The 26,456-nt window shown below is 59.1% G+C and carries 26 protein-coding genes; 15 read left to right on the forward strand and 11 right to left on the reverse strand.

Annotated features, from left to right (window positions below; translation table 11 throughout):
• Window positions 1–10 precede the first annotated feature (10 nt).
• From SYNCC9605_RS11410 to SYNCC9605_RS14940, 3 genes are all read left to right on the forward strand, one after another.
• Window positions 11–2,050: a methyltransferase domain-containing protein gene (locus tag SYNCC9605_RS11410; RefSeq protein ID WP_156783125.1), complete on the forward strand. Its 2,040-nt coding sequence runs from the start codon at window positions 11–13 to the stop codon at window positions 2,048–2,050.
• Between the two features lie 225 nt (window positions 2,051–2,275).
• The gene (locus SYNCC9605_RS11415) at window positions 2,276–2,647 is read left to right on the forward strand and encodes a hypothetical protein (protein WP_041435190.1); all 372 of its coding nucleotides are present in this window, start codon (window positions 2,276–2,278) and stop codon (window positions 2,645–2,647) included.
• A gap of 38 nt (window positions 2,648–2,685) precedes the next feature.
• On the forward strand, window positions 2,686–2,880 hold the full coding sequence (locus SYNCC9605_RS14940) for a hypothetical protein (protein ID WP_041435191.1): 195 nt from the start codon (window positions 2,686–2,688) through the stop codon (window positions 2,878–2,880).
• A 38-nt stretch (window positions 2,881–2,918) separates the two neighbouring features.
• Here SYNCC9605_RS14940 and SYNCC9605_RS11425 read toward each other — a convergent pair whose 3' ends face one another.
• A complete protein-coding gene (locus SYNCC9605_RS11425) occupies window positions 2,919–3,269 on the reverse strand; it encodes a hypothetical protein (protein WP_011365226.1) in 351 nt (116 codons plus the stop codon).
• A 111-nt stretch (window positions 3,270–3,380) separates the two neighbouring features.
• Between SYNCC9605_RS11425 and SYNCC9605_RS11430 the strand changes: the two genes are divergently transcribed.
• Both SYNCC9605_RS11430 and SYNCC9605_RS11435 read left to right on the forward strand, forming a co-directional pair.
• Entirely contained in the window at window positions 3,381–5,039 is a 1,659-nt protein-coding gene (locus tag SYNCC9605_RS11430) for an alpha-D-glucose phosphate-specific phosphoglucomutase (RefSeq protein ID WP_011365227.1), read from the forward strand.
• Between the two features lie 173 nt (window positions 5,040–5,212).
• Window positions 5,213–5,656 carry a hypothetical protein gene (locus SYNCC9605_RS11435; RefSeq protein WP_011365228.1) on the forward strand — a complete coding sequence of 148 codons (444 nt, stop codon included), beginning with the start codon at window positions 5,213–5,215 and terminating at the stop codon, window positions 5,654–5,656.
• Between the two features lie 49 nt (window positions 5,657–5,705).
• Here SYNCC9605_RS11435 and SYNCC9605_RS11440 read toward each other — a convergent pair whose 3' ends face one another.
• Window positions 5,706–6,455, reverse strand: coding sequence for a hypothetical protein (locus tag SYNCC9605_RS11440; protein WP_156783126.1), 750 nt, complete (start codon window positions 6,453–6,455; stop codon window positions 5,706–5,708).
• A gap of 158 nt (window positions 6,456–6,613) precedes the next feature.
• On the opposite strand from SYNCC9605_RS11440, the gene SYNCC9605_RS11445 reads away from it, so the two are divergent.
• Complete coding sequence (locus tag SYNCC9605_RS11445) at window positions 6,614–7,048, forward strand: hypothetical protein (protein ID WP_011365230.1); 435 nt, start codon at window positions 6,614–6,616, stop codon at window positions 7,046–7,048.
• Window positions 7,049–7,054: 6 nt separating this feature from the next.
• On the opposite strand, the gene SYNCC9605_RS11450 is transcribed toward SYNCC9605_RS11445, so the two are convergent.
• The 3 genes from SYNCC9605_RS11450 to SYNCC9605_RS11460 are packed head-to-tail and all read right to left on the reverse strand — an operon-like array spanning window position 7,055 to window position 11,862.
• Window positions 7,055–7,348, reverse strand: a complete 294-nt coding sequence (locus SYNCC9605_RS11450) for a hypothetical protein (protein WP_011365231.1) — start codon at window positions 7,346–7,348, stop codon at window positions 7,055–7,057.
• A gap of 8 nt (window positions 7,349–7,356) precedes the next feature.
• A complete protein-coding gene (locus SYNCC9605_RS11455; protein WP_011365232.1) occupies window positions 7,357–10,779 on the reverse strand; it encodes an efflux RND transporter permease subunit in 3,423 nt (1,140 codons plus the stop codon).
• Between the two features lie 9 nt (window positions 10,780–10,788).
• On the reverse strand, window positions 10,789–11,862 hold the full coding sequence (locus SYNCC9605_RS11460; protein ID WP_011365233.1) for an efflux RND transporter periplasmic adaptor subunit: 1,074 nt from the start codon (window positions 11,860–11,862) through the stop codon (window positions 10,789–10,791).
• 154 nt (window positions 11,863–12,016) lie between these two features.
• On the opposite strand from SYNCC9605_RS11460, the gene SYNCC9605_RS11465 reads away from it, so the two are divergent.
• Window positions 12,017–14,182 (forward strand): AAA family ATPase, encoded by a 2,166-nt coding sequence (locus SYNCC9605_RS11465; RefSeq protein WP_011365234.1) that lies wholly within the window; start codon window positions 12,017–12,019, stop codon window positions 14,180–14,182.
• Window positions 14,183–14,230: 48 nt separating this feature from the next.
• Here SYNCC9605_RS11465 and SYNCC9605_RS11470 read toward each other — a convergent pair whose 3' ends face one another.
• From SYNCC9605_RS11470 to SYNCC9605_RS15630, 3 genes are all read right to left on the reverse strand, one after another.
• Window positions 14,231–14,932 carry a hypothetical protein gene (locus tag SYNCC9605_RS11470; protein WP_011365235.1) on the reverse strand — a complete coding sequence of 234 codons (702 nt, stop codon included), beginning with the start codon at window positions 14,930–14,932 and terminating at the stop codon, window positions 14,231–14,233.
• 320 nt (window positions 14,933–15,252) lie between these two features.
• On the reverse strand, window positions 15,253–15,414 hold the full coding sequence (locus SYNCC9605_RS14945) for a hypothetical protein (protein ID WP_156783127.1): 162 nt from the start codon (window positions 15,412–15,414) through the stop codon (window positions 15,253–15,255).
• A gap of 2 nt (window positions 15,415–15,416) precedes the next feature.
• Complete coding sequence (locus SYNCC9605_RS15630; RefSeq protein WP_049749500.1) at window positions 15,417–15,674, reverse strand: hypothetical protein; 258 nt, start codon at window positions 15,672–15,674, stop codon at window positions 15,417–15,419.
• Between the two features lie 92 nt (window positions 15,675–15,766).
• On the opposite strand from SYNCC9605_RS15630, the gene bcp reads away from it, so the two are divergent.
• Window positions 15,767–16,234 carry a thioredoxin-dependent thiol peroxidase gene (gene bcp / locus SYNCC9605_RS11480; protein WP_011365237.1) on the forward strand — a complete coding sequence of 156 codons (468 nt, stop codon included), beginning with the start codon at window positions 15,767–15,769 and terminating at the stop codon, window positions 16,232–16,234.
• On the opposite strand, the gene SYNCC9605_RS11485 is transcribed toward bcp, so the two are convergent.
• Both SYNCC9605_RS11485 and SYNCC9605_RS11490 read right to left on the reverse strand, forming a co-directional pair.
• Window positions 16,212–16,937, reverse strand: coding sequence for a type III pantothenate kinase (locus tag SYNCC9605_RS11485; protein ID WP_011365238.1), 726 nt, complete (start codon window positions 16,935–16,937; stop codon window positions 16,212–16,214). The genes bcp and SYNCC9605_RS11485 overlap by 23 nt on opposite strands.
• Entirely contained in the window at window positions 16,938–17,684 is a 747-nt protein-coding gene (locus SYNCC9605_RS11490) for a phosphoadenylyl-sulfate reductase (RefSeq protein WP_011365239.1), read from the reverse strand.
• Between the two features lie 88 nt (window positions 17,685–17,772).
• On the opposite strand from SYNCC9605_RS11490, the gene SYNCC9605_RS11495 reads away from it, so the two are divergent.
• The 6 genes from SYNCC9605_RS11495 to SYNCC9605_RS11520 are packed head-to-tail and all read left to right on the forward strand — an operon-like array spanning window position 17,773 to window position 25,714.
• Window positions 17,773–18,918 carry an NAD(P)/FAD-dependent oxidoreductase gene (locus SYNCC9605_RS11495; RefSeq protein ID WP_011365240.1) on the forward strand — a complete coding sequence of 382 codons (1,146 nt, stop codon included), beginning with the start codon at window positions 17,773–17,775 and terminating at the stop codon, window positions 18,916–18,918.
• A complete protein-coding gene (hflX, locus tag SYNCC9605_RS11500) occupies window positions 18,915–20,591 on the forward strand; it encodes a GTPase HflX (protein WP_011365241.1) in 1,677 nt (558 codons plus the stop codon). Before SYNCC9605_RS11495 ends, hflX begins: the two co-directional genes overlap by 4 nt.
• Complete coding sequence (locus SYNCC9605_RS11505; RefSeq protein ID WP_011365242.1) at window positions 20,579–22,396, forward strand: SLC13 family permease; 1,818 nt, start codon at window positions 20,579–20,581, stop codon at window positions 22,394–22,396. Before hflX ends, SYNCC9605_RS11505 begins: the two co-directional genes overlap by 13 nt.
• Before the next feature lie 29 nt (window positions 22,397–22,425).
• Window positions 22,426–23,841 (forward strand): TrkH family potassium uptake protein, encoded by a 1,416-nt coding sequence (locus tag SYNCC9605_RS11510; protein WP_011365243.1) that lies wholly within the window; start codon window positions 22,426–22,428, stop codon window positions 23,839–23,841.
• Window positions 23,842–23,865: 24 nt separating this feature from the next.
• Window positions 23,866–24,570 (forward strand): potassium channel family protein, encoded by a 705-nt coding sequence (locus SYNCC9605_RS11515; RefSeq protein ID WP_011365244.1) that lies wholly within the window; start codon window positions 23,866–23,868, stop codon window positions 24,568–24,570.
• 4 nt (window positions 24,571–24,574) lie between these two features.
• Entirely contained in the window at window positions 24,575–25,714 is a 1,140-nt protein-coding gene (locus SYNCC9605_RS11520) for an anhydro-N-acetylmuramic acid kinase (RefSeq protein ID WP_011365245.1), read from the forward strand.
• Here the strand turns inward: SYNCC9605_RS11520 and SYNCC9605_RS11525 are convergent.
• Window positions 25,711–26,004 (reverse strand): ribbon-helix-helix domain-containing protein, encoded by a 294-nt coding sequence (locus SYNCC9605_RS11525; RefSeq protein ID WP_011365246.1) that lies wholly within the window; start codon window positions 26,002–26,004, stop codon window positions 25,711–25,713. The two genes, SYNCC9605_RS11520 and SYNCC9605_RS11525, sit on opposite strands and share 4 nt — an antisense overlap.
• Before the next feature lie 105 nt (window positions 26,005–26,109).
• Between SYNCC9605_RS11525 and SYNCC9605_RS11530 the strand changes: the two genes are divergently transcribed.
• Window positions 26,110–26,409, forward strand: coding sequence for a hypothetical protein (locus SYNCC9605_RS11530; RefSeq protein ID WP_011365247.1), 300 nt, complete (start codon window positions 26,110–26,112; stop codon window positions 26,407–26,409).
• Window positions 26,410–26,456 lie beyond the last annotated feature (47 nt).

Genomic DNA, 26,456 nt, shown 5'->3' on the forward strand with positions numbered 1-26,456 from the left:
GAGAAATGAAGTGGCTGGATTTGGAGGGGAAGCGCATGGAAAAACGAGCAAATCGGCGAAAAAGCCGCAACTGAACTTCCAGAAATGGTTCAACCAAGCCATTTATTCTCACAAGACAGGTCGACTACGAGAAGCCGAGTCGATTTATAAAAAAATGATCGCTGCGGGAACATCCGATCCTGCAGTATTTTGCAATCTTGCAATCCTATGCAAGAACAGCGGCAGAATCAAAGAATCCCTTCAACACTACGAACAAGCCTTAGCTTTCCAGCCGGACGACCCCCAGATCTACAGCAACATCGGCAATTTATACCGAGACATCGGCAAGCTTGATCAAGCACTTCAATTCACATTGAAATCGCTCGATCTTGACCACGAATCATCAACTTTCCAGATGAATCTGGGCAGTATTTACCGAGACCTTGGAGAAACAGATGAAGCCCTAACAGCCACCGTCAAAGCGATCGAGTTGGACGAAGGGAACATCAAAGCGCTGCAAAATTTAAAAAGCCTGGCCAGCGACATCAACATCAATGCATTCAACGGGGACTGCGCCAGAAAAGCCTATGAATTACTGCTTAATTGCAATGACCTTTCTCACCGGAAAATATGTCAATTGTTCATACAAGATTACTTGAACGACATCGAAACAGCCACCAAAGCAGACAACATCATCTCAGACAACAACCAGACTTTTTATCGCCTGGCATCAGACTTGAGATTCAGAAAGTCACTGACATTACTAATCCCACCCCACCAAAAAATCGAGGAGTTCCTCACTCGGCTAAGAAAAGATTTCCTGGTTCAAGCCAAGAGCGACGTCACAATACCTCCCAAGCTGAAACCACTCCTGGAGGCACTGGCAACACAATGCTTTCTGAATGAATACGTTTATTGGCAATCAAACGAAGAACAACAATGGGTCAAAAATCTGATCAAAAAAATCAAGGAAAGCAGATCAGCTTTCAGGAAATATTTGCCCATTATAGGCTGCTACACACCCATCTATGACATCGCCAGTCGAGAAGACATCAACAAGTACCCCATCAATAGCGACGAGAGCAAGGCCTTCATCGACACCCAATACAACGACGTCGAAACAGAGAAGAGCATCAAAGCCCGACTCAATAGCAGTAACGAAATAACGGACAAAATCTCACTTGCAGTCCAGAAGATGTACGAGGAAAATCCATACCCTCAATACAAACATGCAGACCACACCCATCCCCATTTCGCAAAACCAACAGCTGAATTCATCTCCTTAGAAACAACCATTGCCAATCCCTCGTTCAACCATGAACTCCTGGCACCCAACTCCAGGCCGAAGATCCTGATTGCCGGATGCGGAACTGGAAACCAAGTGATCAACGCCAGCCGCTACAAAAATGCGCAAATCACTGCCATAGACATCAGCAAGAACAGCCTGTCGTATGCAGCCAGAAAAACGCAAGGCTACAAGATGCAGAACGTTCAGCTCCAGCAACTTGACATTCTTGATGCAAAATCGCTTCCAAATAGCTACGACGTTATTGAGTGCAGCGGCGTTCTGCATCACATGCAAGATCCTGCCAGAGGGCTGGCAGCGCTCAACAGCAAACTGAAGCCAGGTGGCTACATAAAGATTGGCTTATACAGTAAACTTGCCAGACAGAACGTGACAGCAGCACGAGAGCTGATCAAGAGCCTGGGCATTAAAAGCACGCCAGAGGAAATCAGAGATTTTCGCAGACGAATATTCAACGATGATCAGCACGAACTGAAAAACTTATCGATCCTTGTGAATGACTTCTATTCGCTCTCCGAATGCCGCGATCTTTGCTTTCATGTTCAAGAGCATCAATTCACCACAGAGAGCCTGCAAAAACTTTTAGAGGCTGAAAATCTGGAATTTTGCGGCTTCATGGTGCCAGCAGCAATCAAGATGGCATACCACCGTTCTTTTCCAGAGGACACCAATGGAACATCACTGAGCAATTGGGGAGAATTCGAAAACAACAATCCCACAACTTTTCAAAGCATGTATCAATTCTGGGCTTACAAACCATTTTAGCCGTTTACGGCGGATCCAATCACATCAAGACATCCCAGGGCAATCAAACCACGCAATCATCCAACAAACAGCGATCAACCGTTATCAACAGGCACAATGAAAATTTCGCGCAAAGAAAGAAAATGCAGAAAAGACTTGAACATTCAATCCATGATCAAATACTTTCTTGACCTACCGTCAGTAAATATTGGCTTCAGTTGCTCAGAAGCACGCCAGAATGCTCCCATGACATCCAAGTTCACACGCGTCCTGCTGCTGCTCGCCATTGCTAGTCCGGCAATGGCAGCTGAGCCCTACGAGCCCTGGCCCAGCAAAGATCAATTGCGCAGCATTGAACATGCTGCCTATGCATGTTCTCGCGACAACGCAACGGAAGTGTGCGCGAGGGTTCGTCAGCTCGCAGATCCTTTGATGGATCACTCCAGGTTGCCGGGGCTCTGCAAAGACGTGCTGTGGACGTTGATGGATCAAGCCAAGGTTGCCAACACCAACGACTTCCGGCGAAAAGACAGCATCACCACGACAGCCCGGCGCATCCCCAAGGTGTGCGCCGAACCAGTGATCAAGAAAGAGAAACCCCAGTCGCGTCAGGCATGAGCCTTGGCTGAGCCTCAATCAAAGTCGAAGCTGAACCGTTGGCCCTGCATCAGGGTGGCAACCTCGCCGCGAACGGCATCCATGAACGCCACGCTCACGTCGGGGTGTTTCTTGATCTCGTCCACGAACATCTGCGCATCGGCAGCAGTCAGTCCGTGGCTGCTGATTCTGAAATCAACCTTTCCGCGGAACGTTTCCAGAAGACAGAGTTGATCCGCGTCGAGGGGCTTTGAACCGGGATGGGTGACCTCGATCGAAGATACAGAGGCAATCAGTTGGATGTTGCTGAATCACCAAGTAAATCAAGCAAGGTCTCGGATGTAGCGATCATGTCGCTCATGCTGAGTTTGCTTTCCTGACCAGCAATTTTTGAGGCCAACTCACACTCCGTTGAGGAATAGCCGGAAACATCACAACTGTTGGACAACCTCAAAATGGCATTGGAAAACTTGCCGCGCAGGCATTCTTCCGAACCTGACTGATTGATTACAGCATTGGCCGCAGTCACGGCTTGCTGAGAGGCTTCTTGCAAAGGGAGGGACCGTTTCCAGCTCTGCGATGCGCCAACGGACGACGTCGTGCAAGCCATTGCGACGATCCAGAGCAGCAAAGAGCGATGCATGGTCGACGGACCTGATGCGGGCCAAAGGGTAGCGGCGACAACTGGTCGCGCCTGACGCCTCGCAAACGGATTTCCATGTTTAGGTTTCCCATACACCCCCCAACCGTCGTGATGACCGCCTCGGCCCCTGCGCAACCGACCCAACGCCAGGTGCACCTGGACGCTCCATTCAGCGACCAGAAGCCTGGGACCTCCGGCCTACGCAAGAGCAGTCGCCAGTTCGAGGAGCCCCATTACCTCGAGAGTTTCATCGAAGCATCGCTCCGCACACTTCCGGGTGTGCAGGGCGGCACCCTGGTTCTTGGAGGAGACGGCCGTTACGGCAACCGCCGGGCCATCGATGTGATTCTGCGGATGGGCGCGGCCCATGGCCTCAGCAAGGTGATCGTCACCACCGGCGGCGTCCTCTCGACACCTGCCGCCTCCAACCTGATCCGGCAGCGCAAAGCCATCGGCGGCATCATCCTGTCCGCCAGCCACAACCCCGGTGGTGAGAACGGTGACTTCGGCGTAAAGGTCAACGGCGCCAACGGTGGGCCTACCCCTGCCTCCTTCACCGATGCGGTGTTTGAGTGCACCAAGACCCTGGAGCAGTACACGATTGTTGAGGCGCCAGTCATCCCTCTGGATGCCCCTGGTCTGCACAGCATCGGCGCGATGCAGGTGGAGGTGATCGACGGCGTCGAGGATTTTGTGGCCCTGATGCAGGAGCTGTTCAACTTCGATCAGATCCGCGATCTGATCCGCAACGATTTCCCGCTGGCCTTTGATGCCATGCATGCCGTCACCGGGCCCTACGCCACCCGCTTGTTCGAGGAGCTTTTGGGTGCACCGGCGGGGAGCGTGCGGAACGGCACACCTTTGGAAGACTTCGGCAACGGTCACCCCGACCCCAACCTCACCTACGCCCACGACCTGGCTGAATTGCTGCTCGAGGGTGACGACTACCGCTTCGGAGCAGCCTGCGACGGCGATGGCGATCGCAACATGATCCTGGGCCAGCGCTGCTTTGTGAATCCCAGTGACAGCCTTGCTGTGCTCACCGCCAACGCCACGATGGTTCCGGCTTACGCCAACGGCCTGACAGGTGTGGCCCGCTCGATGCCCACCAGTGCTGCGGTGGATGTGGTGGCCAAGGAACTGGGGATTGACTGCTTCGAAACCCCAACGGGTTGGAAATTCTTCGGCAACCTGCTGGATGCCGGCAAGATCACCCTCTGCGGTGAGGAGAGCTTCGGCACCGGGAGCAACCACGTGCGCGAAAAAGACGGTCTCTGGGCCGTGCTGTTCTGGCTTCAGATCCTGGCAGAACGCCGCTGCAGCGTGGCCGAGATCATGGAAGAGCACTGGAAGCGCTTCGGACGCCACTACTACTCGCGTCACGACTACGAGGCCGTCGCAAGTGATGCCGCCCATGATCTCTACGACCGCCTCGAATCCATGCTGCCGAGCCTGGTAGGCCAAGCCTTTGCCGGACGCAAAATCAGCACAGCTGACAACTTCAGCTACACCGATCCGGTTGATGGTTCTGTGACAACGGGCCAGGGTTTGCGCATCCTTTTGGACGACGGCAGCCGAGTGGTGGTGCGTCTCTCCGGAACAGGCACCAAGGGCGCCACGATTCGGATCTACCTGGAGAGCTATGTGCCCAACAGTGGCGATCTCAACCAGGATCCCCAGATCGCCCTGGCCGAGATGATCAGTGCCATCAACGACCTGGCAGAGATCAGGCAGCGCACGGGTATGGATCGCCCAACCGTGATCACCTGAGCCCATCAGGCTGTGACGATGCAAGAAGGACGCCTTCCCTGGCCAGAGGGAGGCGTCGATCTGAAAAGAAAAACGAAATTCAGCGCCAACCAACCCAAAGACATCATAGGAAGGATCGATACAACGATAGAAAAGACCGCATCGATATACAATCCACAAATAACTATCGTCAAATGAAATCTTTACTCAAAAAATCACCAGCAATCGCTCTAGCATTTTCTATAAATGCGAATGTTGCACAATCGCAGCAGTTTTATTTCAACGCCAACTGCGTTTCGCAAATTGAACTCGAAGAGCAATGCAACGTGAGTTTCTTGCGCAGATCCATGTCAGCCAGATTTGACACGGGCAGAGCAACCAAAATCAAATACAGCAATATCCAAGCCTGGAATTACACCGACTCAACCAAGCTCAAGATGGATACAGAGCTGGCGGCTCGGATCGATATCATAGGGCTTCTGTTCAAGAAAGCTGTTCATCGCCACGTCTTCAGCATCAACTACAGAGACGACTTTGGAGACAAGCAGAACATGATTGTGAACTTCAGCGATTCGCAATACGTCAACCCGATGCTCGCCGCCCTAAGACGCAAGGCCTCATCAGCGGAAATCAATTAAAAAAAGGGGCCCATCCGGCCCCATTGATGAAACCATTACTCTACGAAAATCAGTCAACTTTATCCGAAATAAAGTCTACAGCCTGGAAGATCGCGTCATATAACGCACCCTTCGCCATGGCAGACATACCGCCGGTCGAAGAAGTTGCTCCATAAGAGTAGGAGTAACCAGAAGAGGTCTTCTCGTCTCTAACCGCGCCTTCAAAGCGCTTGGCACCAATAATATCTTCTTCCTTGATGCTGATGATGTCGATCTTCAACGTCACTGTTGCACTTGACTTTGTCTTCGTCTTCGTAGAACGCGCAAACATTCCCACCACCGGAACAAACGCAGCAGGATTTGCTCTCGTCTCAGTACTAGAGCTATCCGTCTGGTTCAAAATGACAGGACGAATGATATATCGAGCCCCAAGAGTTTTACCAACTTCCATCAACTCGGGAATGAAAGAGTCATTGGTAAGGTCTGCCCGATTAAGACCTGTCTGACCAAATTTCTTGTTCATGGCGGCATTCACCTTGAACCAGGAAATCGTAGTCGCGCCAGCTTCACGAATCGAATCATTCAAAACTTCGGTTGCAAATTCGTTGGTGGTGCTCATTGAGCCACCTGCAGATCCGTACTGCATCGAAGAACCTGACTTATCAAAAACAGGCATCACAACGAATTTTGCCCTCGTGATGAAGCGAATGCTGCGGAGTGCATCCTCTGCACTTGCGGAAGGCTGAACAGGGGCGGCTGTGTCATTGGAGCGTGTGTTTCTCTCCGATCCAGGCACCTGAGCTAGCTGCTGAGGCGCCACGAAAGAACTCGAGAAACTTGCAGAATTTGCATAAACCGCCCCAGCGGGAGCAGCTGCCGCTGAAGACATAGCAAGTAAAGAGAGAGTCGCGGCGAAGCCCTTCAAAACACTGATATAAGCTCGCGATAAAATATCACACAATTGTAGTAAGGATTGTCATGCGCCTTTCAAGCATCGCTTTAGCTCTCACAACCATCGGTGCAACTCTCGTACCGGTCATGGCAAACATGCCGGATTCAGCCGCAGGCAGCTTCAAAGTGGAAGCACTTTGCACAATCTCCAATGCCTATGCGACATGTCATCCGCAAATCAACGGCAACCGACTGATCATCAACTTTCCATCAGAACTCGTGGTTCTTGACAGAGACGAAGTCAAAAGTATTGACCTCTATGACAGCCGGCGCCGTGAATTCATCCGCTTCTTCAAAAAAACAGGTGATATTGATTTCGCCATCTCATTCCTGGAAGGGAATGAAACCAGAACCGGTTTCATCAGATTCAAGAACAACAGATCAGCCCGCAAATTTTACAAACAGCTTGTCGAATACAACCCGGCATTATTCAAATCACTAGTGAACATCGAGGTTTATTAGTCGTACTCAGCGACGCTTGCCTCGGTTGGAATTGTTATGTCGATAGGCAGGATCGGTTGCTTCCTCCTGCAACTGACGCATCGTCTCGATGGCGAAGCCGCCGAGGCCTCCCGATGTGAACACCATTAGATAGAAGAGGCGCAGTCGACCGACTGCGATCTCGGCAGGACTGTTGTCGATCAGCACCTTGAGGAAATAGGCCACCCCCAAACCAAGACCGGCACCGATGGCCACTGCAATCAACACACGCGTGCCACTGAAGGATTGGTGCTTATTCACCTCGGTTTTCGACTCAGCCATCAGCTCGGTTACGGGGTGGGGGTAGGACCGTCCTCGGGAGGCTTTGCATCGGCCTCTCCCAGCAACGTCTTCATCACGACGTAGAAGACAGGAACCACAAGGGTGGAGAGGAAGGTGGCCACCAAAAGACCACCGAACACCACCAGACCCAGGGACGACTGACTCTGAGCTCCAGCACCACTGGCCAGCATCAGGGGCAGGAAGCCGGTGAGGGAAGAGATCGCCGTCATCAGAATCGGCCGCAAACGCGACTTGGCGGAGAACTTGGCAGCCTCCAGCGCCGACTCGCCCTCACCCATCTTCTGATTGGCCAGGTCGACGATCAGAATCGCGTTACCTCCTGCCAGACCGATCAGCATCACAAGGCCCACCTGGGCGTAGATGTTGAGCACCTGGCCGGCACCGCCGAGGAACACCAGGGCCCCCAGCAACGCCGTCGGCACCGTCAGCAGGATGATGATCGGGTCCGTGTAACTCTCGTACTGAGCCGACAGCACCAGGAACACCGCCAGGATGCCGAGCGCGAAGATCACCACCGCCAGGGATCCGGCTTTCACCTCTTCGCGGGAGATACCGGTCCAGTCGAACCCAAGACCCTGGTAACTGCCCGCATTGAAAATCTGCTTCATCGCCCCGATCGCCTGACCGGAGCTGTTGCCTTCTTTGGGGGTGCCGTCGATCTTGATCGAGCGGTAAAGGTTGAAGTGGGGAATGACGCTGGGCCCCACCGTCTGCTTCACGGTGAAGAACTCGGAGAGGGGAATCTGCTCCCCCTTGGCATTGGCGACGTAGATGGCCGACAGCCGCTGGGGAGTGGCCCGGCTGACCTCATCGGCCTGCACATACACCCTGCGCACCTTGCCCTCCTGGAAGGTGTCATTCACGTATTGCCCACCGAAGTTGACGCTGAAAACAGACATCGCGGAGGCGAAATCGACACCGAGCGAAGCCATCTGCTCCCGGTCCACATCAATCTTGTATTGCGGAGCCTGGGGGGAGAACAGCGTGTAAACCTGATTGAGAACGGAATCGCTGTTCGCCGTCTGAATGATCTGCTGAGCAGATCCGAAAAACTCATTCAACGAATAGACGCCGCTGCTCTGGTCGAGCAGCTGGAACTCGAAGCCACCACCGGTGCCATAACCGGGAATCGACGGGGGCTCAACAACAAACACCCGACCCCCATCAATCGCGCTGTACAACTTGGCGTTGAGACGCTTCACCACCGCTCCCACGGTGTGGTCCTTGCCGGGCCGATCATCCCAGTGGTTCATCCCGATGAAGAACAGACCCTTGTTGGGCGCGTTGCCATCGAGGCTGGCGCCGCTGAACAGGGCGGCTGAGGCGATGTCCTCCTCGGAGCGCAACACCTCCGCCACCTGACGGTTGATCGCCAGTGTTTTCTCGTTGGAGACACCCTCAGGAGCCTGCACGAAACCAATGGCATAGCCCTGGTCTTCGATCGGCACGAATCCACCTGGAATGCGGGTGAAGGCGAATCCCGTCAGCAGAATGCCGGCCGCCAGGGCCGCCATCACAATCGGACGGGCTTTGAGCACGGCGTTGAGGATCGAGGCATAGCGCTTCTCAAAGCCGCCATACAAACGATTGAAGTTGGTGAAGATCACCGGGATGAAGTAGCCAACGACTCCTCCAATGGCGGTGAACAACACCACCGGAATCGGATTGGAGATGATCACCCCTGTGGTGATCACACCCACCGCAGCACCACCAGCGGTGAAGGGAAGACGCAGGGGCAGACCGCTGATCTTGCCCGCGAAGAAGCCGACCAACGCACCGATCACCGTTGGGATCAACGCTGCTGCCGCTCCGTTGCCAGCACTGAGCAAGCCGTAAATGAAACCAAGCACCACGCCGGCCGTGGCGTACTGATTGCGGCTGAGCTCCTTGGTCTCGCGAGACAACAGCAGGGCCGACAGCATCGGCGAGAAGGTAAGGGCGTTGAACGTGGAGATGCCGATCGAGAAAAGGATCGTGGCGGCGAACTGCTTGTAGATCGTTCCGGTGGCACCCGGGAAAAACAGCACCGGCAGGAACACCGCCATCTTCACCAGGGAGGTGGCGATCACAGCCCCGAACAGCTCATCCATGGTTTCCATGGCGGCCTGCACCGAGGTCATCCCTTCCGCCTTCTTGGCGGAGGTGTCTTCCACCACGGTGATGGCGTCATCCACCACAAGGCCAGTGGCCAGCACAAGACCAAACAGCGTGAGCTGGTTGAGGGAGAAACCGAAGGCCAGCACGAGGGCAAAAGTGCCGATCAAGGCCACCGGAATCGCAATGGCCGGAACCAACGTGGCTTTCCAGTTCTGCAAGAACAGGAACAGGATCAGCACCACCAGGATCACTGCGTCCCGAAGGGAGTTGGTCACACCTTTGATCGACTGATTGATGAAGTCGGTGGTGTCGTAAATCTTCTGGACCCCGAGGCCAACCGGCAGGGTTTGCTCGAACTCATTGAGCACTTCCTTGACGCCATTGGAGACCTCGATGGCATTGCTTCCGGAGAGCTGGTAAATCGCGATGCCAACGGAAGGTGTGCCTTTGAGATCCATGGCATCAATGCCGTAGGTCTCACCGCCGAGCTCAACGCGGCCCACATCCTTGAGCCGCACCAAGCCACCGGCATCAGTGGTTCTGAGAATGATGTTTTCGAACTCCTGGATGCTGGTAAGACGTCCCTGCAGCTGCACCGTGAAGGTGTATTCCTGACCTTCAGGGGCAGGGGCGCCGCCGATTTTGCCGGCAGGCACCAGACGGTTCTGACTTCGCAGCTGGTTGACCACATCGGTGGCCGTGAGGTTGTTGGCGGTCAGCTTCTCGGGGTCCAGCCAAAGGCGGAAGGCGATCTTGCGGTTGCCGAAGTAGGTGACATCGCCGACGCCCTTCACCCGCTTGACGTTGTCGGTGAGGTTTTTATCGAGGTAACCACTGATCGTCTCCACCGAGTATTCGGTCTTGGAGGGGTCTTCGTTGACGAAGTTGTAGACGAGCAGGATCGAGTTGGAGGCCTTGTTCACCGTCACACCCGACTTGCGCACCTCCTCCGGAAGCTGAGGTTCTGCCAGGGAGACGCGGTTCTGCACATTCACCTGGTTGATGTTGCCGTCGGTGCCACTGTCGAACGACACGGAGATCGAACTCACACCGTCCGACGAGCTGTTGGAGGTGATGAAGTCCATGTTCTCCACCCCGTTGATCTGCTGCTCGAGCACGGAGGTCACCCCCTGCTCAACAGCAACCGCATCGGCACCCACATAGGTGGCCTGCACCTTCACCGTGGGAGGAGCAATATCAGGAAGGTTTTCGATCGGCAGGATCGGAATCGCGATCAAGCCGACGATCACGATCAGCAGACTGCAGACCGTGCTGAGAACAGGCCGGGTGATGAAATTGTTGGAAGCAGACATCGATCAAACTCAGTTCGCCTTGGCGGGTTGCACCAGCACGGGCATGCCGTGTTTCAGGTTGAGCAGATTGGTTGTGGCAACCATCTGATTGGCATCAAGGCCTTTGGTGATCGGATACAGCTGGTTCTCCAATTCGCCCACCGTGACCGGCGTCTGCAGGGCGAACTTGGCATCAGCAGGGAGTTTGCCGGCCTTGATTCCCTTCTCCAGCTTCTCGAGATCAGCCTTGCCAGGATTCTCTTTGAGTTCCGCAAAGCTGCCGACACGGAAGACGAAGCTCTGACCGGAGGTCTGGGTGACAGCGGCGAAAGGAACGGCCAATTGTTTCTCAGCCTTGATCTGCACCCGGGTGCGCAGACGCTGGCCATCCTTCAGTAGCCCATCAGTATTCGCGAAGACCGCCTTCACCAACAATCCCTGAGTCTGCTTGTTAACCCTTGGGTCAATCGAGCCGACTTCCCCGGTCGCCATCAACTCATCACTGCCCGGAGCGCTAAGCAACACTGGCTGCCCCAGAGCTAGACGCGTCGAGAACACCGCCGGCACCTCCACACGTGCTTCCAGTTCGTTGTTCTGCACGAGGCTGGTGAACACCTGGCCTTGCTGAATCACGTCGCCCACCTTCACATTCACGTCAGCAACCGTGCCGGCGGATGGTGAAGTGAGATTGCTGTAGTCGAGCTCCGCCTGGGCTGAGATGTATTGGGTGCGATAGCGATCCAAGTCCTTCTGCGACGCAGCGCCCGTCTCAGCCAAGTAGGCGAAACGCTCATAGTTGGCCTTGGCGTTGTCGGCTTTGGCTTTCTTCTCGACTTGATCGAGCACCACCAACAGCTGACCTGGCGCAACTTCATCACCCTGGCGAATCTTCAGCTCCAGAATCCGTCCTCCCGACTGGGCGGCGAGCTCGACAAGATTGCTGGCCTCCAACGTGCTAACGGTGTCAACACCTTCAGTGAATTCAGCCAACTGGGTGGAGACGGCCTGCACCTTCGGCGACGGCGGCTTCGGCGCTTCGCTCTTGCAGGAACTGACCGTGATCAGAGCCGCGAAAGTGATCAGAAGACGCTGCGGATGACGCACGGCAAAATGTCTTTTGCCGGATTATGCAGAGTTCCTCAGAGCTTGTCCGGAAAGGTTTCGACGTCTCGAAACAGGCCTGCAAAAAGATTCGATTTGGACCAGCTCAAGCGCTGATTGAGAACGTCAGGGACACTGGGGCATCGCCGATTGTTCGTTGGGCCAGGACCTCTTCGCTTTTCACGGTGAGCAGCAACGGAGGCGGCTTGCTCCTTTGGCAGACCGCATGCGTCCGCGCACGCTGGAGGAATTTGAGGGCCAGAGCGGGATCCTGGCCGACGGACGGCTCCTACGCCGTGCCATCAAGGCTGATCGAGTCGGCAACCTGATCCTGCATGGCCCGCCCGGGGTCGGCAAAACCACCTTGGCGCGGATCATCGCCAACCACACCCGAGCTCATTTCAGCAGCCTCAATGCCGTGCTGGCGGGCGTCAAAAACTTACGGACCGAGGTGGATGCTGCACGCCAACGTCTTGAACGGCATGGCCTGCGCACGATCCTATTCATCGACGAAGTGCACCGCTTCAACAGCGCCCAGCAGGATGCGCTGTTGCCATGGGTGGAGAACGGCACCGTCACCCTGATCGGCGCCACCACAGAAAACCCCTATTTCGAAGTCAACAAGGCGCTGGTCAGCCGCTCGCGGTTGTTTCGTTTACTGCCTCTGGAACCAGAGGATTTACAGCGGCTGCTGCAACGCGCCCTTGCAGACAACGAGCGGGGCTACGGCGACCGTGCCATCGCCATCAGCAGCGATGCCGCCAACCACCTCGTTGATGTAGCGGGCGGCGACGCTCGCAGCCTGCTCAATGCCCTGGAACTGGCGGTGGAGAGTTCCGAACCCGATGGCGACGGTGTGATTCAGATCAACCTGGCCATCGCCGAGGAATCGATTCAGCAGCGAGCTGTGCTCTACGACAAGCACGGCGATGCCCACTACGACACGATCAGCGCCTTCATCAAATCGCTGCGGGGCTCCGATTCCGATGCGGCGCTGTTCTGGCTGGCACGCATGGTGGAAGCCGGTGAAAACCCCCGCTTCATTTTTCGGCGGATGTTGATCGCAGCGGGCGAAGACATCGGCCTGGCCGACCCGCAGGCCATCGTTGTAGTGGAAGCCTGTGCCGCGGCCTTCGAACGGGTAGGGCTGCCCGAGGGGCTTTATCCCTTGGCCCAAGCCGCGTTGTACCTGGCGAGCACAGAAAAGAGCAACAGCGTTCTGGGCTTCTTTGATGCCCTCAAAACCGTGCGCGATGCGCAGAAACAAGACGTGCCCGGGCATTTGCGCGATGCCAACCGGGATGGAGCCGCCTTCGGCGATGGCGTGGGCTACCGCTATCCCCATGCCTACGCCGAACACTGGGTAGAGCAGCAATACCTCCCCACAGCCCTGCAAGGCGAGGTGTTCTGGCAGCCCGGAGAACTCGGGTGGGAGGGGGAACGTCGCCAGCGGATGGCGGAACGCCGGGCAGCCCAACTCGCCGCGGCCGCTGAGCTGGCGGCCGACCAGCCTTTGCTGTTGAGCAGCGGACCCGAACGTCCTGGCGTGGACCGCTGGGTGCAGCGCCAATTGGGGCAGGAAGGAGAACGGCTGCAGCGCCTGCGCGAGCGGCTCTGGCGAGAGATCCCCTGGACCCGTCGAGATCGGGTGCTGCTGCTGGGGATGCGGTCGCTGATCTGGGCTCTCGATCCATTGAGGGCTGCCCCGGAGGGAGGCGTCACCATGCTCTGCGACAACGATGCCGACCGCAGCCGGCTGGAAGCGCAGATGGATTTGCTCGAGCCGGAGCATCGGCCCGACCTGTTGACCGGCAGCCTCGATGCTCTGCCACCGAGCCAAGCCTTCGACTGGATCGGAGGACGGCTCGCCGCTGCCGATCTGCAAGGTCAGAACTGGACGGCGCTGCTGAAAACAATCAACCAACATGCCGAGCCGAAAACGGGCTTACGGCTGCTGATCAGCCGCGCCGAACTGGGGCCCGCCGGTGCATTGCTGCAAGACGACGATCCAACAGAACTGTTCAGCGATCTTGTGGCTCAAGAACAACAGTGGCTTGAGCGGCAGCAGCGGCCAGAAGAGTTATTGAAGAAGGCTGGCTGGCAGCTCCGTTGTGAGGAGTGGCTTGAACATCTCACTCTTCCAGGGGGCACGGAACTGGCTGAGCGATGGCTGGCCGAAGGGTCGCCCTACCGGCAGGCCATGGGGGAGATCAGCACGGAAGTGCTGACGCAGTTGCGCCAATCGTTGAACGGCCTGGGCGAAGGTGGTTTAAGGCTGCCAATGCGCCATCAGCTGATCCAAGGCGAGCGAGGCACGCCATAAAAAACCCCGGCCAAAGCCGGGGCTGAAGGCAAAGGGCTCAGTGCCTGATCACCAGAGGGGACGGGCAGGAGCGACGTAGGCGGGGCGAGCAGCGGGCTCGGGCAGCACGGAGTTGGCCTGAATGCAGGCAGGCAGGAACACGTACCAGGAGAGCAGCGAGGTGCACTGGGCGTCTCCTTCGCAATGATTGGGAGCACAGACGTTCTGGGTGCCGTCGTAAGTGCCGCAGATGTCAGCCAGACGGAAGTCCACGGGCAGCTCAGCCATGATGCCGGCGGAAGAGATTTCACCGTCGATGGAGTCGGCGATGATCGCGGACCGCAGAGCCACCACGGAAGTGGGCGTCATCGTCCAGTAGGGGAAGTAAGAACGGGTCTGATCCATAAGGAACTTGACGCCGTCATTGGAGTACAGGAAGCGGGACACGCCGATGATGTCAACGGCATAGGTTTTGGTCATGCCTTCCTGAATTTCCTCGGCAGTCCAACCGGAGTTGCTGATGCCGGCATCCAGGGCACGGTCGTTGATTTCACCAGATTTAAAGAAAGCCTTGAAATCCTTGGATGTGGTGGTCCACACGGCGCCACCGGTGTTCCAGCGAACGGGACGCTTGGTGCCTGCTCCAGCGGGAACAGCCAGAGCAGCGAGGGAGGCGCCGGCCAGCAGGCCAACGGCGGGACGAGAAAACACGAGACGAGCAAAGGGCGCATCAATAAAAAAATTAGCCCCCTCAATCAGAAATGCCGACATCACCAAATTGCTTAAGAATCGGGAAACATTGAGAGAACTACTACCGAGCAAAAGAGACATGTAAGTCTCGGCAATTCAGCTCGATCTGGACCTTCTCGAAAACAAGAAGTCAGAGAATATTACCCGAACCAGGCCATCTAGAAAACATCGATGGGCTGAAAATATTTCGCCGGGGAGATCTACCTGAAACCCAACACTGGGGATCAGTTTTTTCCTAAAGAGGACTCAAAAGTGGAACGCTGTGATCACTTCAAAGAGATGCGTTGCCAACCATCCGGACAATGCCCTGCCTCGGCCTGGCCGATTCCCTCCCGATACCCTCAGCAGTGATGAATCCGCAGCCGACCACCGGAGCGCGCCACCTCTGCCGTATAGGCCTCCGTGCCGTGATGGGGCTCAAGCCACAAACGAGTCTGAACAGCGTCGCGATCCACCGTCGCCAGCAACTGCGGTCCTGCAGACAGGCCCAGATCCTGGAGCAAGCCTAAAATTCACCCCATAAGTGGCGCGTCATCTGGGTAAAGGTGAATTCCTTCAGCAGGGCTTCGGCTTCGCTGCGTTGATGCAGGGTGATTTCGCGCTGCATCAGCAGCCGACTGAGATTCGCCTGCGACGACTGAGAAACAGCGTGATCCAACGAGAAACCATGACGCGGCGCAACAAGTGCGCTCAACCCCATGGCCAAAAGGCCCAGAGCCGCCAGGGAGCGCGCGATTTGCTCGACCTGGATCCGCGACGCCATGGCCCAACAGCTGCAGGTTGATTGCAACGTAGGCAGCACGAACAGTCTTGTCCTGAGGGCCGTACGCTGCCGCCACTGATCGAGCCCTTTCCGTGAGCCTGCAAATCGGCGACGCCGCCCCCGACTTCACCCTTCCCGACCAAAACGGTGATTCCATCAGCCTCGCGTCACTGCGCGGGAAGAAGGTTCTTCTGTACTTCTATCCCAAAGACGACACCCCAGGCTGCACCAAAGAAGCCTGCAACTTCCGCGACCGCTGGGAGCAACTGAAAGCCAACAACATCACCGTTCTGGGCATCAGCAAGGACGGAGCCACCTCCCACAACAAATTCATCAATAAGCACGAGCTGCCCTTCACCCTGCTCACCGATGAGGAGCCCTGTGCCGTCGCCAGCCTCTACGAAAGCTATGGGCTGAAGAAGTTCATGGGGCGCGAATATATGGGAATGATGCGCCACACCTTCCTGATTGATGAAGAGGGAAAACTGGAGCGGATTTATCTCAAGGTGAAAGCTGCCACCATGGCCGACACACTGATCAGCGATCTCGGCCTGAGCTGAGCCCAGCACCCAGGCTCAGCAATGCTTGCAACTGAAGATCACCCTCCAGCTGCAACAACTTCGTTGCACCGGTCCAATGTTGCTTCAACAGGTCAGCGTCACCACCGCAGATCCACAACAAGCCTTGGGCGTGCTGCTGAGCCGCTGCAATGGAGGCCAACATTGCCTCCAGCACACCGCGCTGCATGGCAGCCACGGTCTGTTGTGGAAACACCTCCTGCAGAGCGTCGTTGCTGGGCACCTCCGGGGTTGAAGGCAAGCCGAGGGTTCCCTCGGCCATGGCCTGGAGTTGGAGCCGATAGCCCGGGATCAGCTGACCACCTCCAAAACAACCGTCCGCCGTCACCCGGGTGAGGCTCAACACGGTGCCGGCATCCACGAGCAGTAACCCCCTGGAACAGTCGAGCTGTTGCTCCTGACTGCAGCGCCAGGCCATCCAAGCCCCGAGAGCTCGGTCCACACCCAACCAAGGAGGAGCCTTTGGCAAGGGCACATCCTCAAGGCGAATGCGCAGATCCTGGTGGGCCATGAGCGACTCGGGCACCGGAGCCACCGCCGCCCAGATCGGAGGGTCGTTCCCGATGCGACCAGGTTCAGGAGGCCCGTGATCGACACGTACATCGTTGTCTTGACGCTGGGCCCAATGCCAACGGCTGTTGCCAATCAGCAGAGCGCGACCGCCGCCCCGTTCAGACCCCGTCACTCAGATGCCATCGCCCATCAGCCCTTCGTTGGCCTCCTGGGGCACATGAATTCCACACTCCTGCTTCAACCCGCCGAAGCGGGTGTCGCGGCCACTCAGATCTCCCACGTCCGGGCCACTGGAATGCCAGTCGCCAACGGTGGAATAGCCCTGCTCGAACAATGGGTGCTGGGGGAGGTTGTTCGATTGCATGTAGTAATAAACGTCTCGCTGCGTCCACTCGAGCAAGGGGCGCAGGGACCAACGCTCCCGAATCGGATCCAAGGCGGTCATCGAGCGGCGGTGATCGGTCTGCCCTCGACGCACGCCGCTGGCCCAACAGCGCGTCTCTAGATCGTTGAGCGCACGCTCTAGGGGTTCAACCTTGCGAATCCGGTGATAGGTCTCGAGGTCTTCGACGCGACCGGACTCCCAGAGCCGCCCGTGCAGGGCCTCCATCCGAGCCGGGGACATCTCGCTCTGACTCACCACCAGACGAATCCTGAGTTGCTGGGTGAGTTGAGCGGCGTAGGTGTAGGTATCAGGAGGCAAATAACCGGTATCGATCCAGATCACTGGCACCGCATCACCCCCGGGGAGGGTGCTCAACATGTGCAAAAGCACAGCCGATTGGATCCCAAAACTTGTGGTGAGAGCAAAGTTCTCCCCGAACTGCTCCAATCCCCAGGCCAAACGCTGCTGCGGCTCCATCGACTCCAGCAGCTTGCGCCCTTCGAGCAACTCGTTTTGCACCGCCATGGACACCATGGCCTCAGGAGCCTCCTTCATCACGCCATCTTCCCCTGTCATGGGACCGGGTGTGGTTCCTATCGTTTGTGTACCAGCAGATCCCTTCATGCGTTCACCCTCGTCCCCAACGGATGCCGTGGTGATCGTTGGCGGTGGATTCGGTGGACTGTTCACGGCACTTGCTCTTCAGCGACGACAGCCCAACTGCCCCATCGTTCTGATCGAACCGCGGGATCGCTTTCTGTTTCAACCGCTGCTGTACGAACTGCTCAGCGATGAACTTCAAGGCTGGGAAGTAGCCCCCCGCTACGACCAACTGCTGAACAACGGCATCTGCTGGATCCAAGACAGCGTTGTTGGTGTCGACCTAACCAGCCAGACCATCGAATTGGCCTCCGGAGACCGCTTGGGGTGGTCACAACTGGTGCTGGCAACGGGCTCGAAAGGCAATGATTTCGGCATTCCAGGCGTCAAGGAGCACAGCTCCGGCTTCCGTGACCTCAGCGATGTGAGCCGCCTCAAGCAATGGCTGAACAACCTGCACCAGCAACGGGGTGAAGCGGCCGGACTGATTATTGTTGGCGCGGGACCCACCGGCGTGGAGCTGGCCTGCAAGCTGACGGATCTGATCGACGGTGCTGCCAGCGTTCGACTGGTGGAGATGGGCGATGAAATCCTTCCCGGCAGCACAGCCTTCAATCGTGAGCGGGCCCAGGCCGCGCTGGAACGCAAAGGGGTGGTGGTCCAACTCAACACCAGCGTGAGCGAAGTGAAATCCAGCACCGCGGTTCTTGCCGATGGTGCTGTTCTGCCTCACGCAGGTTTGGTCTGGACCGCAGGAAGCAGCCCCTCCATCCCCCCCATCTCACCCACACCTGTACTGGAACGGGGGCGTCTGGCCATTGACGATGACCTGCGCCTGGTGAGCAGCGCCAACACATTCGCCCTCGGGGATCTCTCAGCCCGGCCTGGTAGCCCTTGGCCCGCTAGCGCCCAGGTGGCGATGCAACAGGGCGATGCCACTGCCGCAGCCATCGCGACGTTGCGCATGGACCAAGAACCACAACCCTTTGAATTCGAGGACCGAGGCGAAATGCTCAGCCTCGGTGTCGGTGACGCCACCCTCACGGGCATGGGGCTCACCTTGGCTGGCCCCTTGGCCTTCCAGTTGCGACGAGCCACCTACCTCACCCGTCTGCCAGGGCTCTCCCTGGGTCTGCGCTCGGCAGGCGCCTGGTTGCTGAACCGTTGAAGCAATCCCACCTCGGCGGGCGTTGCCGTGGTCTGCGCCCAAGCCAGCAACGGCAACTGGAGCGATTAAGCCATCGCCGCCATCCTGAAGACTGCGGCGCCGATCTGCTGAGCCTCGAACGCTTGGCAGACCTGGTGCTTGATCTGGAGATGCCACTGCATCTGGTGCTGGACGGCCGTGGTCTCTGCCGCCTGCTCTGGCTGGGGCCTCTCACCGGCAGCGATTCGCTGCTGCAGCATCTGCCGGCAACCCCGCGACGGAGCAGCGGGGGATGGCGACTGATCAGCTGCCCTTTCGCTCGCAAAGGGCTGCCCCACGATCCCCGCGACGCTGTGGTCGCCCTCGACATCGCTCCTCGACACTGGCTGCGCTTTGCACCGTGCCCAGCCGCCGATGGAGCTCGCCCTGCCGAGCTCCTGATCCCGGACCCGTCGCAAGCCGATGGCTGGAGGCCGTTTGAACAGGGCGACCTTCGGAACCTTTGTCTCCTCACGCCAGACGAACCCCAACCGCAGAACAGCAGCGCTGCGGCCGGAGACGAGCGGGTGCTTCTGCTCACGCTGATCAGTGGCGATGAACGGCGCGACCAGCGGGATCTGGCTGAGCTAGAAGGCCTGGTGCGCAGTGCCGGTGCCGAACCGGTGGCCCGGACCAGCCAGCGCCGGGGCCAAACCAATCCCCAGACGATCTGGGGCTCCGGGAAACTTCAGGAAGCGGCCCTCGAGATCCGCCGCTGCCAGGCCTCCCTCGTCATTACCGACCGGGAGCTCACCCCCGTACAGGCCCGCAATCTGGAGCGGCTGCTCAGCTGCCCGGTCTCCGACCGCAGTGAGTTGATCCTCGACATCTTTGCCCAGCGGGCCGGCAGTGCGGCAGGGCGGCTTCAGGTGGAACTGGCTCAACTGCGCTATCGGTTGCCGCGCCTGCTGGGACGGGGCAGCAGCCTGTCGCGTCAGGGCGGCGGCATCGGCACGCGCGGCCCAGGAGAAACCCAGCTGGAAAAAGACCGAAGGGCCATCAGCCGACGCATCGAACGACTGCTTCGCGATCAACGCCAACTTCAATCCCACCGCAGCCGCTTACGGGATCAACGGCGTGGTCTGCCGCGGGTGGCGCTTGTGGGCTACACGAATGCAGGAAAATCAAGCCTGCTCAATGCCTTGTGCGGCAAACGGGCCAGTGACCGCGTGCTGGCGGAGAACAAGTTGTTCGCCACCCTGGACCCCACCACCCGCAAACTCGACCTGCCCTGCCCTGGGACACGCCCTCAACGTCTGCTGCTCACCGACACGGTGGGGTTCATCCGCGATCTTCCCGCCCCACTGGTGGAAGCCTTCCGCGCGACGCTGGAGGAAGCACTGGACGCCGATGTGCTGCTGCTGGTGGTGGACCTTGCTGACCCCGACTGGGAAGGCCACTTGGACACGGTGCATCGCCTGCTTGATGACCTTGGCAGCACCGCCCTGCGCCGGGTGATCGCCAATCAGATCGACCGCTGTGAGGCGACTGCGATCGAGACGATTCACCAGCGGGATCCCGATGCCCTGTTTCTCTCGGCCGTGCGGGGGGATGGGCTACAGGGCCTACAGCAGTGGTTGCGCGAGCAATTTTTTGATCCCGGGGCAGAATCGCCGCAATTGACGACCGGCGACTCGCCGCCATGGCCGAGCTGAGCAGCGCTCTTCAGAACCCTCAGGCGTTGATCACCCTGGCCGTCTTGGGTCTGGCGGTGGTGCTGTTAATCACCGGAGTGATTGCCCCGGAGCTCACCGGGTTGCTCAGCCTGAGCCTTCTGATCGCCACCGGGGTGCTCAATCCCCAGGAGGCCCTGGCGGGGTTCGGCAGTCCTGCACTGATCACCCTTCTGGGCCTGTTTCCGGTCTCCGCAGCCCTGTTCAAAAGCGGTGCCCTGGATCGCCTGAGGGCCCTGATCGCCTCGGAGCGGATCCGTTCCTCGCGCCGTCTGATCGCGCTGATGGCCTTCGTGATCGCACCGGTATCGGGAGTTGTACCCAACACGCCCGTGGTGGCATCACTGCTTCCCGTGGTGGAGGGCTGGTGCCAACGGCGCGGCATCTCACCATCCCGGGTGCTGCTGCCGTTGTCGTTTTCAACGGTTTTGGGGGGCACCCTCACCCTGCTGGGCAGCTCGGTGAATCTGTTGGTGAGCGACATCAGCGAACAACTGGGCTATGGCTCCCTCGATCTGTTCAGCTTCACCCTGATCAGCCTGCCAGTCTGGCTGGCCGGCGCCCTTTACCTGGTGATGGCTCCGAAAGTGCTGCTGCCGGACCGTGGTGCCACGACGGATGATCTGGGCAACACTAATAAAACGAGCAGTTACTGCACAGAAGTGCGCATCCCCCCAGACTCGGAGCTGGTGGGCCGCTCACTGCTGAACAGTCGGCTGCAGCGCCGTTTCGACGTGGACGTGCTGGAGCTGCAACGCGGTGGGGAGAGGTTGCTGCCCCCCCTGGCAGACCGACGTCTTGAAGCGGGCGATCGTCTGCTGCTGCGGGTCACCCGCCCGGATCTGCTGCGTCTCCAGCAGGATCACACGGTTCAGCTCACCACCCAGGGCCAGAACGCCGGATTCAGTCTGAACACCGAAGAAGCCAGCGGTCAGAAAACCGTGGAAGTGTTGCTGCCGGCTGGTTCCACGCTGGCCGGCGCCAGCTTGCGGGAATTGCGGTTCCGGCAACGCCACAACGCCACGGTGCTCGCCCTTCGCCGCGGCCAGGAAACCGTTCAGGAACGCCTTGGCCAGGTGATCCTGCGAGAGGGAGATGTGCTGCTGCTGCAGGCACCGATCGACTCCATCCGCGGCCTTCAGGCCAGCAATGACCTGTTGGTGCTGGATCGACTGGAGGATGACCTCCCGACCGTGCGGCGCAAGCCCGTGGCCGTCAGCATCGCCCTGGCCATGCTGCTGCTGCCGAGTCTCACCCCCATCCCCCTTGTGGCCGCAGTGCTGTTGGCCATGGTGAGCGTGGTGGCCACCGGCTGCCTTCGCCTTGGTGAACTGCAGCGCTCGATTCGGCTGGACGTGATCCTGCTGCTGGGATCCCTCACCAGTTTCAGCGTCGCCATGCAGAGCACGGGCCTGGCCGATGCCCTCGCCCTGGTGCTCCAGCAGGGGCTGGCTGGCTGGCCGAGCTATGCCGCGTTAATAGTTGTCTTCATCGGCACCACGCTGTTGACCCAAGTGATGAGCAATGCCGCCTCAGTCGCCCTGCTGGCGCCTGTGGCTGTGCAACTGGCTCCGTCCCTGCAGTTATCTCCCACCGCCTTGCTAATCACAGTGCTGTTCGGTGCCAGTCAGTCTTTTCTCACCCCAGTGGGATATCAGACAAACCTGATGGTGTTCGGCCCAGGCCGTTACCGATTTCTGGATGTCACCCGCTACGGACTCGGCCTGACGGTGATCATGACCGTTCTGGTGCCGGCCTTGATCCTCTGGCATTACGGCGGATCCTGAACAACACTGGTCAGATCTCGCGCGCGCCTGTGCCGATCGGAAGGGCCATCGAACGGAGCCAGGGCTGGCATCGTCGGCTCACGGTTCCCCAGTTCACTGTGGTGACCGGCTTGCTGGTGGTGCTGATCGGCACGCTGCTGCTGGCCACTCCGCTCTGCTCCTCAAGCAGCGTTGGGCTTTGGGAAGCGTTGTTCACCGCCACATCCGCCATCACGGTGACGGGCCTGTCGATCATCGACATCGGCACCGATCTCACGACCTTCGGCCAAGCGTTGCTGGCCTTGATGATCCTGGCGGGGGGCCTTGGCTTGATGGCCATCACCACGTTTCTCCAGGGCTTCGTGGTGCAGGGGACAGCCTTGCGACGCCGGCTGGACCGGGGGCAGGCCCTGGATGAATTCGGCGTGGGAGGCGTCGGGCGCACGTTTCGTGGCATTGCCCTGACGGCGACGCTGGTGATCCTGGTGGGGGCTGTGATCCTGTATCACTTCGGCTTCGATGACATCCCCAACCACGGAGAACGCCTCTGGGCGGCGGTGTTCCACAGCATCTCGGCTTACAACAACGCGGGGTTCGGGCTCTGGAGCGACAGCCTCGAGCGCTACCGCAGCAACGGCGTTGTGAATGCCGTGGTGATGCTGCTGATCGTGACCGGCGGCCTGGGGTGGCGGGTAACCAGCGATCTGAGCACGCAGCTGCTGCCCAGGCGGCGAAACCGCCGCCGTCTGAGCCTCCATTCACGGCTGGTGCTGCGCACCAATATGCTCTTGATCGCCTTCGGAGCTGGGGGACTGGTCCTGACGGAATGGTTGAACCAGGGCGAGATCTTCGCAGGCATGCCGTGGTCCGAGCGCTGGCTCACGGCCTTGTTCGAATCAGTGACAGCACGCACCGCCGGCTTCAGCACCGTGCCGCTCTCGCTCGACACCGTCACCGAATCCAGCCTGCTGTTGCTGATGGTGCTGATGTTCATCGGTGCCAGCCCTGGCGGCACCGGTGGTGGAATCAAAACCACCACAGTGGCCGCCTTGATGGCGGCCACCCGCTCCACCCTGCGGGGGCGGGAGGTGGTCGTGATCCGCAACAGAACCATCAACGACAAGGTGGTGCTGCGGGCCGTTGGCATCACGGTGGGCTCCCTTCTGTTCGTGATGGCCATGGCAATGCTGATCAGCATCGCCAGCAATTTGAACGGCAAGGATTCGTTCACCTTCATGGAAATGCTGTTCACCTGCATTTCCGCCTTCGCCACGGTGGGCCTGGATCTGGGGGTGACCGTTGAACTTCCCCGCTTCGGTCAGGCTGTGCTGATGGTGGGGATGTTTGTGGGACGGCTGGGGATCCTGCTGCTGCTGAGTGCGATCTGGGAAGCGATGACCCAGGAACAAATTCAGATGAATCGCCAGAATCGAATCGGATATCCCAGCGAGGATCTGTATGTCTGAGCGCGATCAGCGGGGGAGGCAGCGATGAAGGAGTGGTGGCAGTGGAGCCCAGCGCAGGGCAGCGAGAGACTCGGCTTCGCGATCATCGGCGTGGGCCGTTTCGGCATCGCCGTTTGTCGGGAACTGCTCCAGAACGGAGCGGATGTGCTGGCCGTGGACCGCTCAGAGCGAGCAGTGGATGAACTGCGTCAGGTAGAGCCCAGCGTGGAGGCCCGCGTCGTGGACTGCACCGACGAAGAGGCCCTGCGGGAAGCCGGCGTGCTCGACATGGGCACCGTGGTAGTGGCGATCAGTGAACCGATCGAGGCCAGCATCACCGCCACCTTGATCGCCAAAGACAGCGAGGGCAGCCGCGTGCGCCAGGTGATCGCGAGGGCAACAAGCGATCTGCACGAAAAAATGCTGAAGCGGGTGGGGGCCGACCGGGTGATCTTTCCCTCGCGCATGCAGGGGGAGCGTCTGGGGCTGGAGCTGGTGCGCCCCAACCTGATGGAACGGCTGGCCCTGGATGAACAGCACTGCATCGAGGAGATCAAGGTTCCAGAACCGTTTGTGGGCCGCTCGCTCAGGGATCTGAATCTGCGCAAGAACTTCAGGGTGAACGTGCTGGCGGCAGGACCGCAAAGCAGCCTGATGGTGAACCCACCGGCATCCCACGTGCTGGAGGAGGGGCACCTGCTTGTGGTGATGGGACTGGTGGACGACCTGCAGCGGCTACCCAGAAACTGAGCCGATGCACTGCCTCGGGCTGATGAGCGGAACCAGTGCTGACGGTGTTGATGCAGTGCTGGCGCGCTTCGACGGCCCACCCCAGCGTCCTCAGTGGTCCCTGCTACGCCACCACCATCAGTCCTATCCGCTCGAACTGCAGCGGCAGGTGGTGGCAGCCGGCCAGGGCGCTCCGATGCCGGCTGCCCTCTGGCTGGAGCTGGCCGAAGCCATCACAGAGGCGCAAGCCGAGGCGGCCCTGGCCTGCGACCCCGATGCCAAAGCTGAGCTGATCGGCTGCCATGGCCAGACCGTCTGGCACCGCCCCCCGGCCGACGAGGCACGAGGGGCCAGCTGGCAGATGCTGCTGGCCCCCCTGCTGGCCCATCGGCTGCAAAGGCCCGTGGTGCATGACTTCCGCGCCGCTGATCTGGCGCTTGGTGGGCAGGGAGCACCGCTCGTGCCCCGGGCTGATGCAGCGCTACTGGGGAGCACGCAGGGCTGGCGGGCACTGTTGAACCTGGGCGGCATTGCCAACCTCACCCTGATCCCCCCCTGCAGTGGAAACGACCGCCATGCCGCGGTCTTGGGCTGGGACTGCGGACCCGCCAACAGCCTGATCGACCTGGGCATGCGCCAGTTCACCAATGGCGCCCAAAGCTTCGACCAGGGTGGGGCGATGGCAGCGCAGGGCCATGCGGATGAGCTCTGGATCCAGCGCTGGCTCGAGGAGGAGTACTTCCAGCTGGCACCTCCAAAATCCACGGGACGGGAGTGTTTCGGACAGGCCGACCTCAACCGACGCCTGAAACAACTGGGTGGAGCCTCAGCGGCAGATGCCATCGCCACGTTGACGGCCTTTTCCGCGGCTGTGGTTGCCCAGGATCTGGAGCACCTGCGCCAGAGCGTTGGCATCGCACCGATCGAACTGATCACAGCCGGGGGCGGCAGCCAAAACCCGGTGTTGATCGATGAGCTGCGGCGACGCTGCCGAGGCGCGCAGCTCGATGCAAGCAGCAGTCTGGGGGTGCCGACGGAAGCCCGAGAAGCCCTGGTCTTCGCGTTGCTGGCCTGGTGGCAGGAGAGGGGGCATCCCGGCAATGTCCCTGCTGTCACCGGAGCCAGCAGGGAAGCCGTGCTCGGGGTGCGGGTGAATCCGGCCTAACCGGGCCTGTGCAAGCGCAAGCGCCGGGGAGCGCCCCTCAGACGGCGTGGCTGCTGTGATTCCAGGGCGGACCGCAGGCGCTCTTCACGGGTCGGGGCCGGTGCGGACGCCTCCAACTCCTGCTCATGGCGTTGCACGCCTTGCTGGATCAACACCCGCGCCATGTTGCTCACCGTGCGGGATTCCAGCTCCGCCATCGCCGTGAGACGCGCGCAGAGATCTTCAGGCAGAACCACCTGAATTCTCGGGGACTTGGGCTTCCCGCTGGATGAGGTCTGACGGGTGGGCACGACCGGATCCCCAGGGAGGGGCTCTGCTACTAAAAAGTGTACAGAGATGGTCAAGGGTAGTATCCATGACTATGGTGGGGGCATTGGTCCTCCTCGGAGTACCCCATGACCCAAGCCACACCACGCCCTCGTCGAGGCCCAGCCGGCTCCCGCGCTCGGTCCCGACGCCCCCGCCGCAGTGCTGAAAACAGCGATGTGCTGGTGTCAGCGGTGATCAGCACCTATCTGCTGACCCACCTGCACCACGTGTTGCAACGGGCCGAATACGGCGCCTCCCAGGAAGGGCGCAGCACCCAGGCCGCCAACTACGCCCAACTGCGCAAGGTGCTGTGCATGGATGCCCGCAGCATGAAGGACGCCTCGGCCCTGGGGCAGCACGATGACGGCATCGAACAAGCCGCCTGACAAGAGCTTCGGCCCTGAATAGCGTTCGACCAGTAGACCAGATCGCG

It is taken from the genome of Synechococcus sp. CC9605, from assembly GCF_000012625.1.
Classification (GTDB): Bacteria; Cyanobacteriota; Cyanobacteriia; order PCC-6307; family Cyanobiaceae; genus Parasynechococcus.

What these genes read in the sequence shown, in the direction of transcription:
- SYNCC9605_RS15630 (WP_049749500.1), bottom strand. Translation starts at nt 15,674, where the DNA reads ATGGCGTCGCGGATCCAGGTCGAGCAAATCGCGCGCTCCCTGGCGGCT.
- SYNCC9605_RS11415 (WP_041435190.1), top strand. Translation starts at nt 2,276, where the DNA reads ATGACATCCAAGTTCACACGCGTCCTGCTGCTGCTCGCCATTGCTAGT.
- SYNCC9605_RS11520 (WP_011365245.1), top strand. Translation starts at nt 24,575, where the DNA reads ATGCACTGCCTCGGGCTGATGAGCGGAACCAGTGCTGACGGTGTTGAT.
- SYNCC9605_RS11455 (WP_011365232.1), bottom strand. Translation starts at nt 10,779, where the DNA reads ATGTCTGCTTCCAACAATTTCATCACCCGGCCTGTTCTCAGCACGGTC.
- SYNCC9605_RS11505 (WP_011365242.1), top strand. Translation starts at nt 20,579, where the DNA reads ATGGCCGAGCTGAGCAGCGCTCTTCAGAACCCTCAGGCGTTGATCACC.
- SYNCC9605_RS11470 (WP_011365235.1), bottom strand. Translation starts at nt 14,932, where the DNA reads ATGTCGGCATTTCTGATTGAGGGGGCTAATTTTTTTATTGATGCGCCC.
- SYNCC9605_RS11515 (WP_011365244.1), top strand. Translation starts at nt 23,866, where the DNA reads ATGAAGGAGTGGTGGCAGTGGAGCCCAGCGCAGGGCAGCGAGAGACTC.
- SYNCC9605_RS11445 (WP_011365230.1), top strand. Translation starts at nt 6,614, where the DNA reads ATGCGCCTTTCAAGCATCGCTTTAGCTCTCACAACCATCGGTGCAACT.
- SYNCC9605_RS11425 (WP_011365226.1), bottom strand. Translation starts at nt 3,269, where the DNA reads ATGCATCGCTCTTTGCTGCTCTGGATCGTCGCAATGGCTTGCACGACG.
- SYNCC9605_RS11530 (WP_011365247.1), top strand. Translation starts at nt 26,110, where the DNA reads ATGACCCAAGCCACACCACGCCCTCGTCGAGGCCCAGCCGGCTCCCGC.
- SYNCC9605_RS11495 (WP_011365240.1), top strand. Translation starts at nt 17,773, where the DNA reads ATGCGTTCACCCTCGTCCCCAACGGATGCCGTGGTGATCGTTGGCGGT.
- SYNCC9605_RS11450 (WP_011365231.1), bottom strand. Translation starts at nt 7,348, where the DNA reads ATGGCTGAGTCGAAAACCGAGGTGAATAAGCACCAATCCTTCAGTGGC.
- SYNCC9605_RS11435 (WP_011365228.1), top strand. Translation starts at nt 5,213, where the DNA reads ATGAAATCTTTACTCAAAAAATCACCAGCAATCGCTCTAGCATTTTCT.
- SYNCC9605_RS11490 (WP_011365239.1), bottom strand. Translation starts at nt 17,684, where the DNA reads ATGGTGTCCATGGCGGTGCAAAACGAGTTGCTCGAAGGGCGCAAGCTG.
- SYNCC9605_RS11430 (WP_011365227.1), top strand. Translation starts at nt 3,381, where the DNA reads ATGACCGCCTCGGCCCCTGCGCAACCGACCCAACGCCAGGTGCACCTG.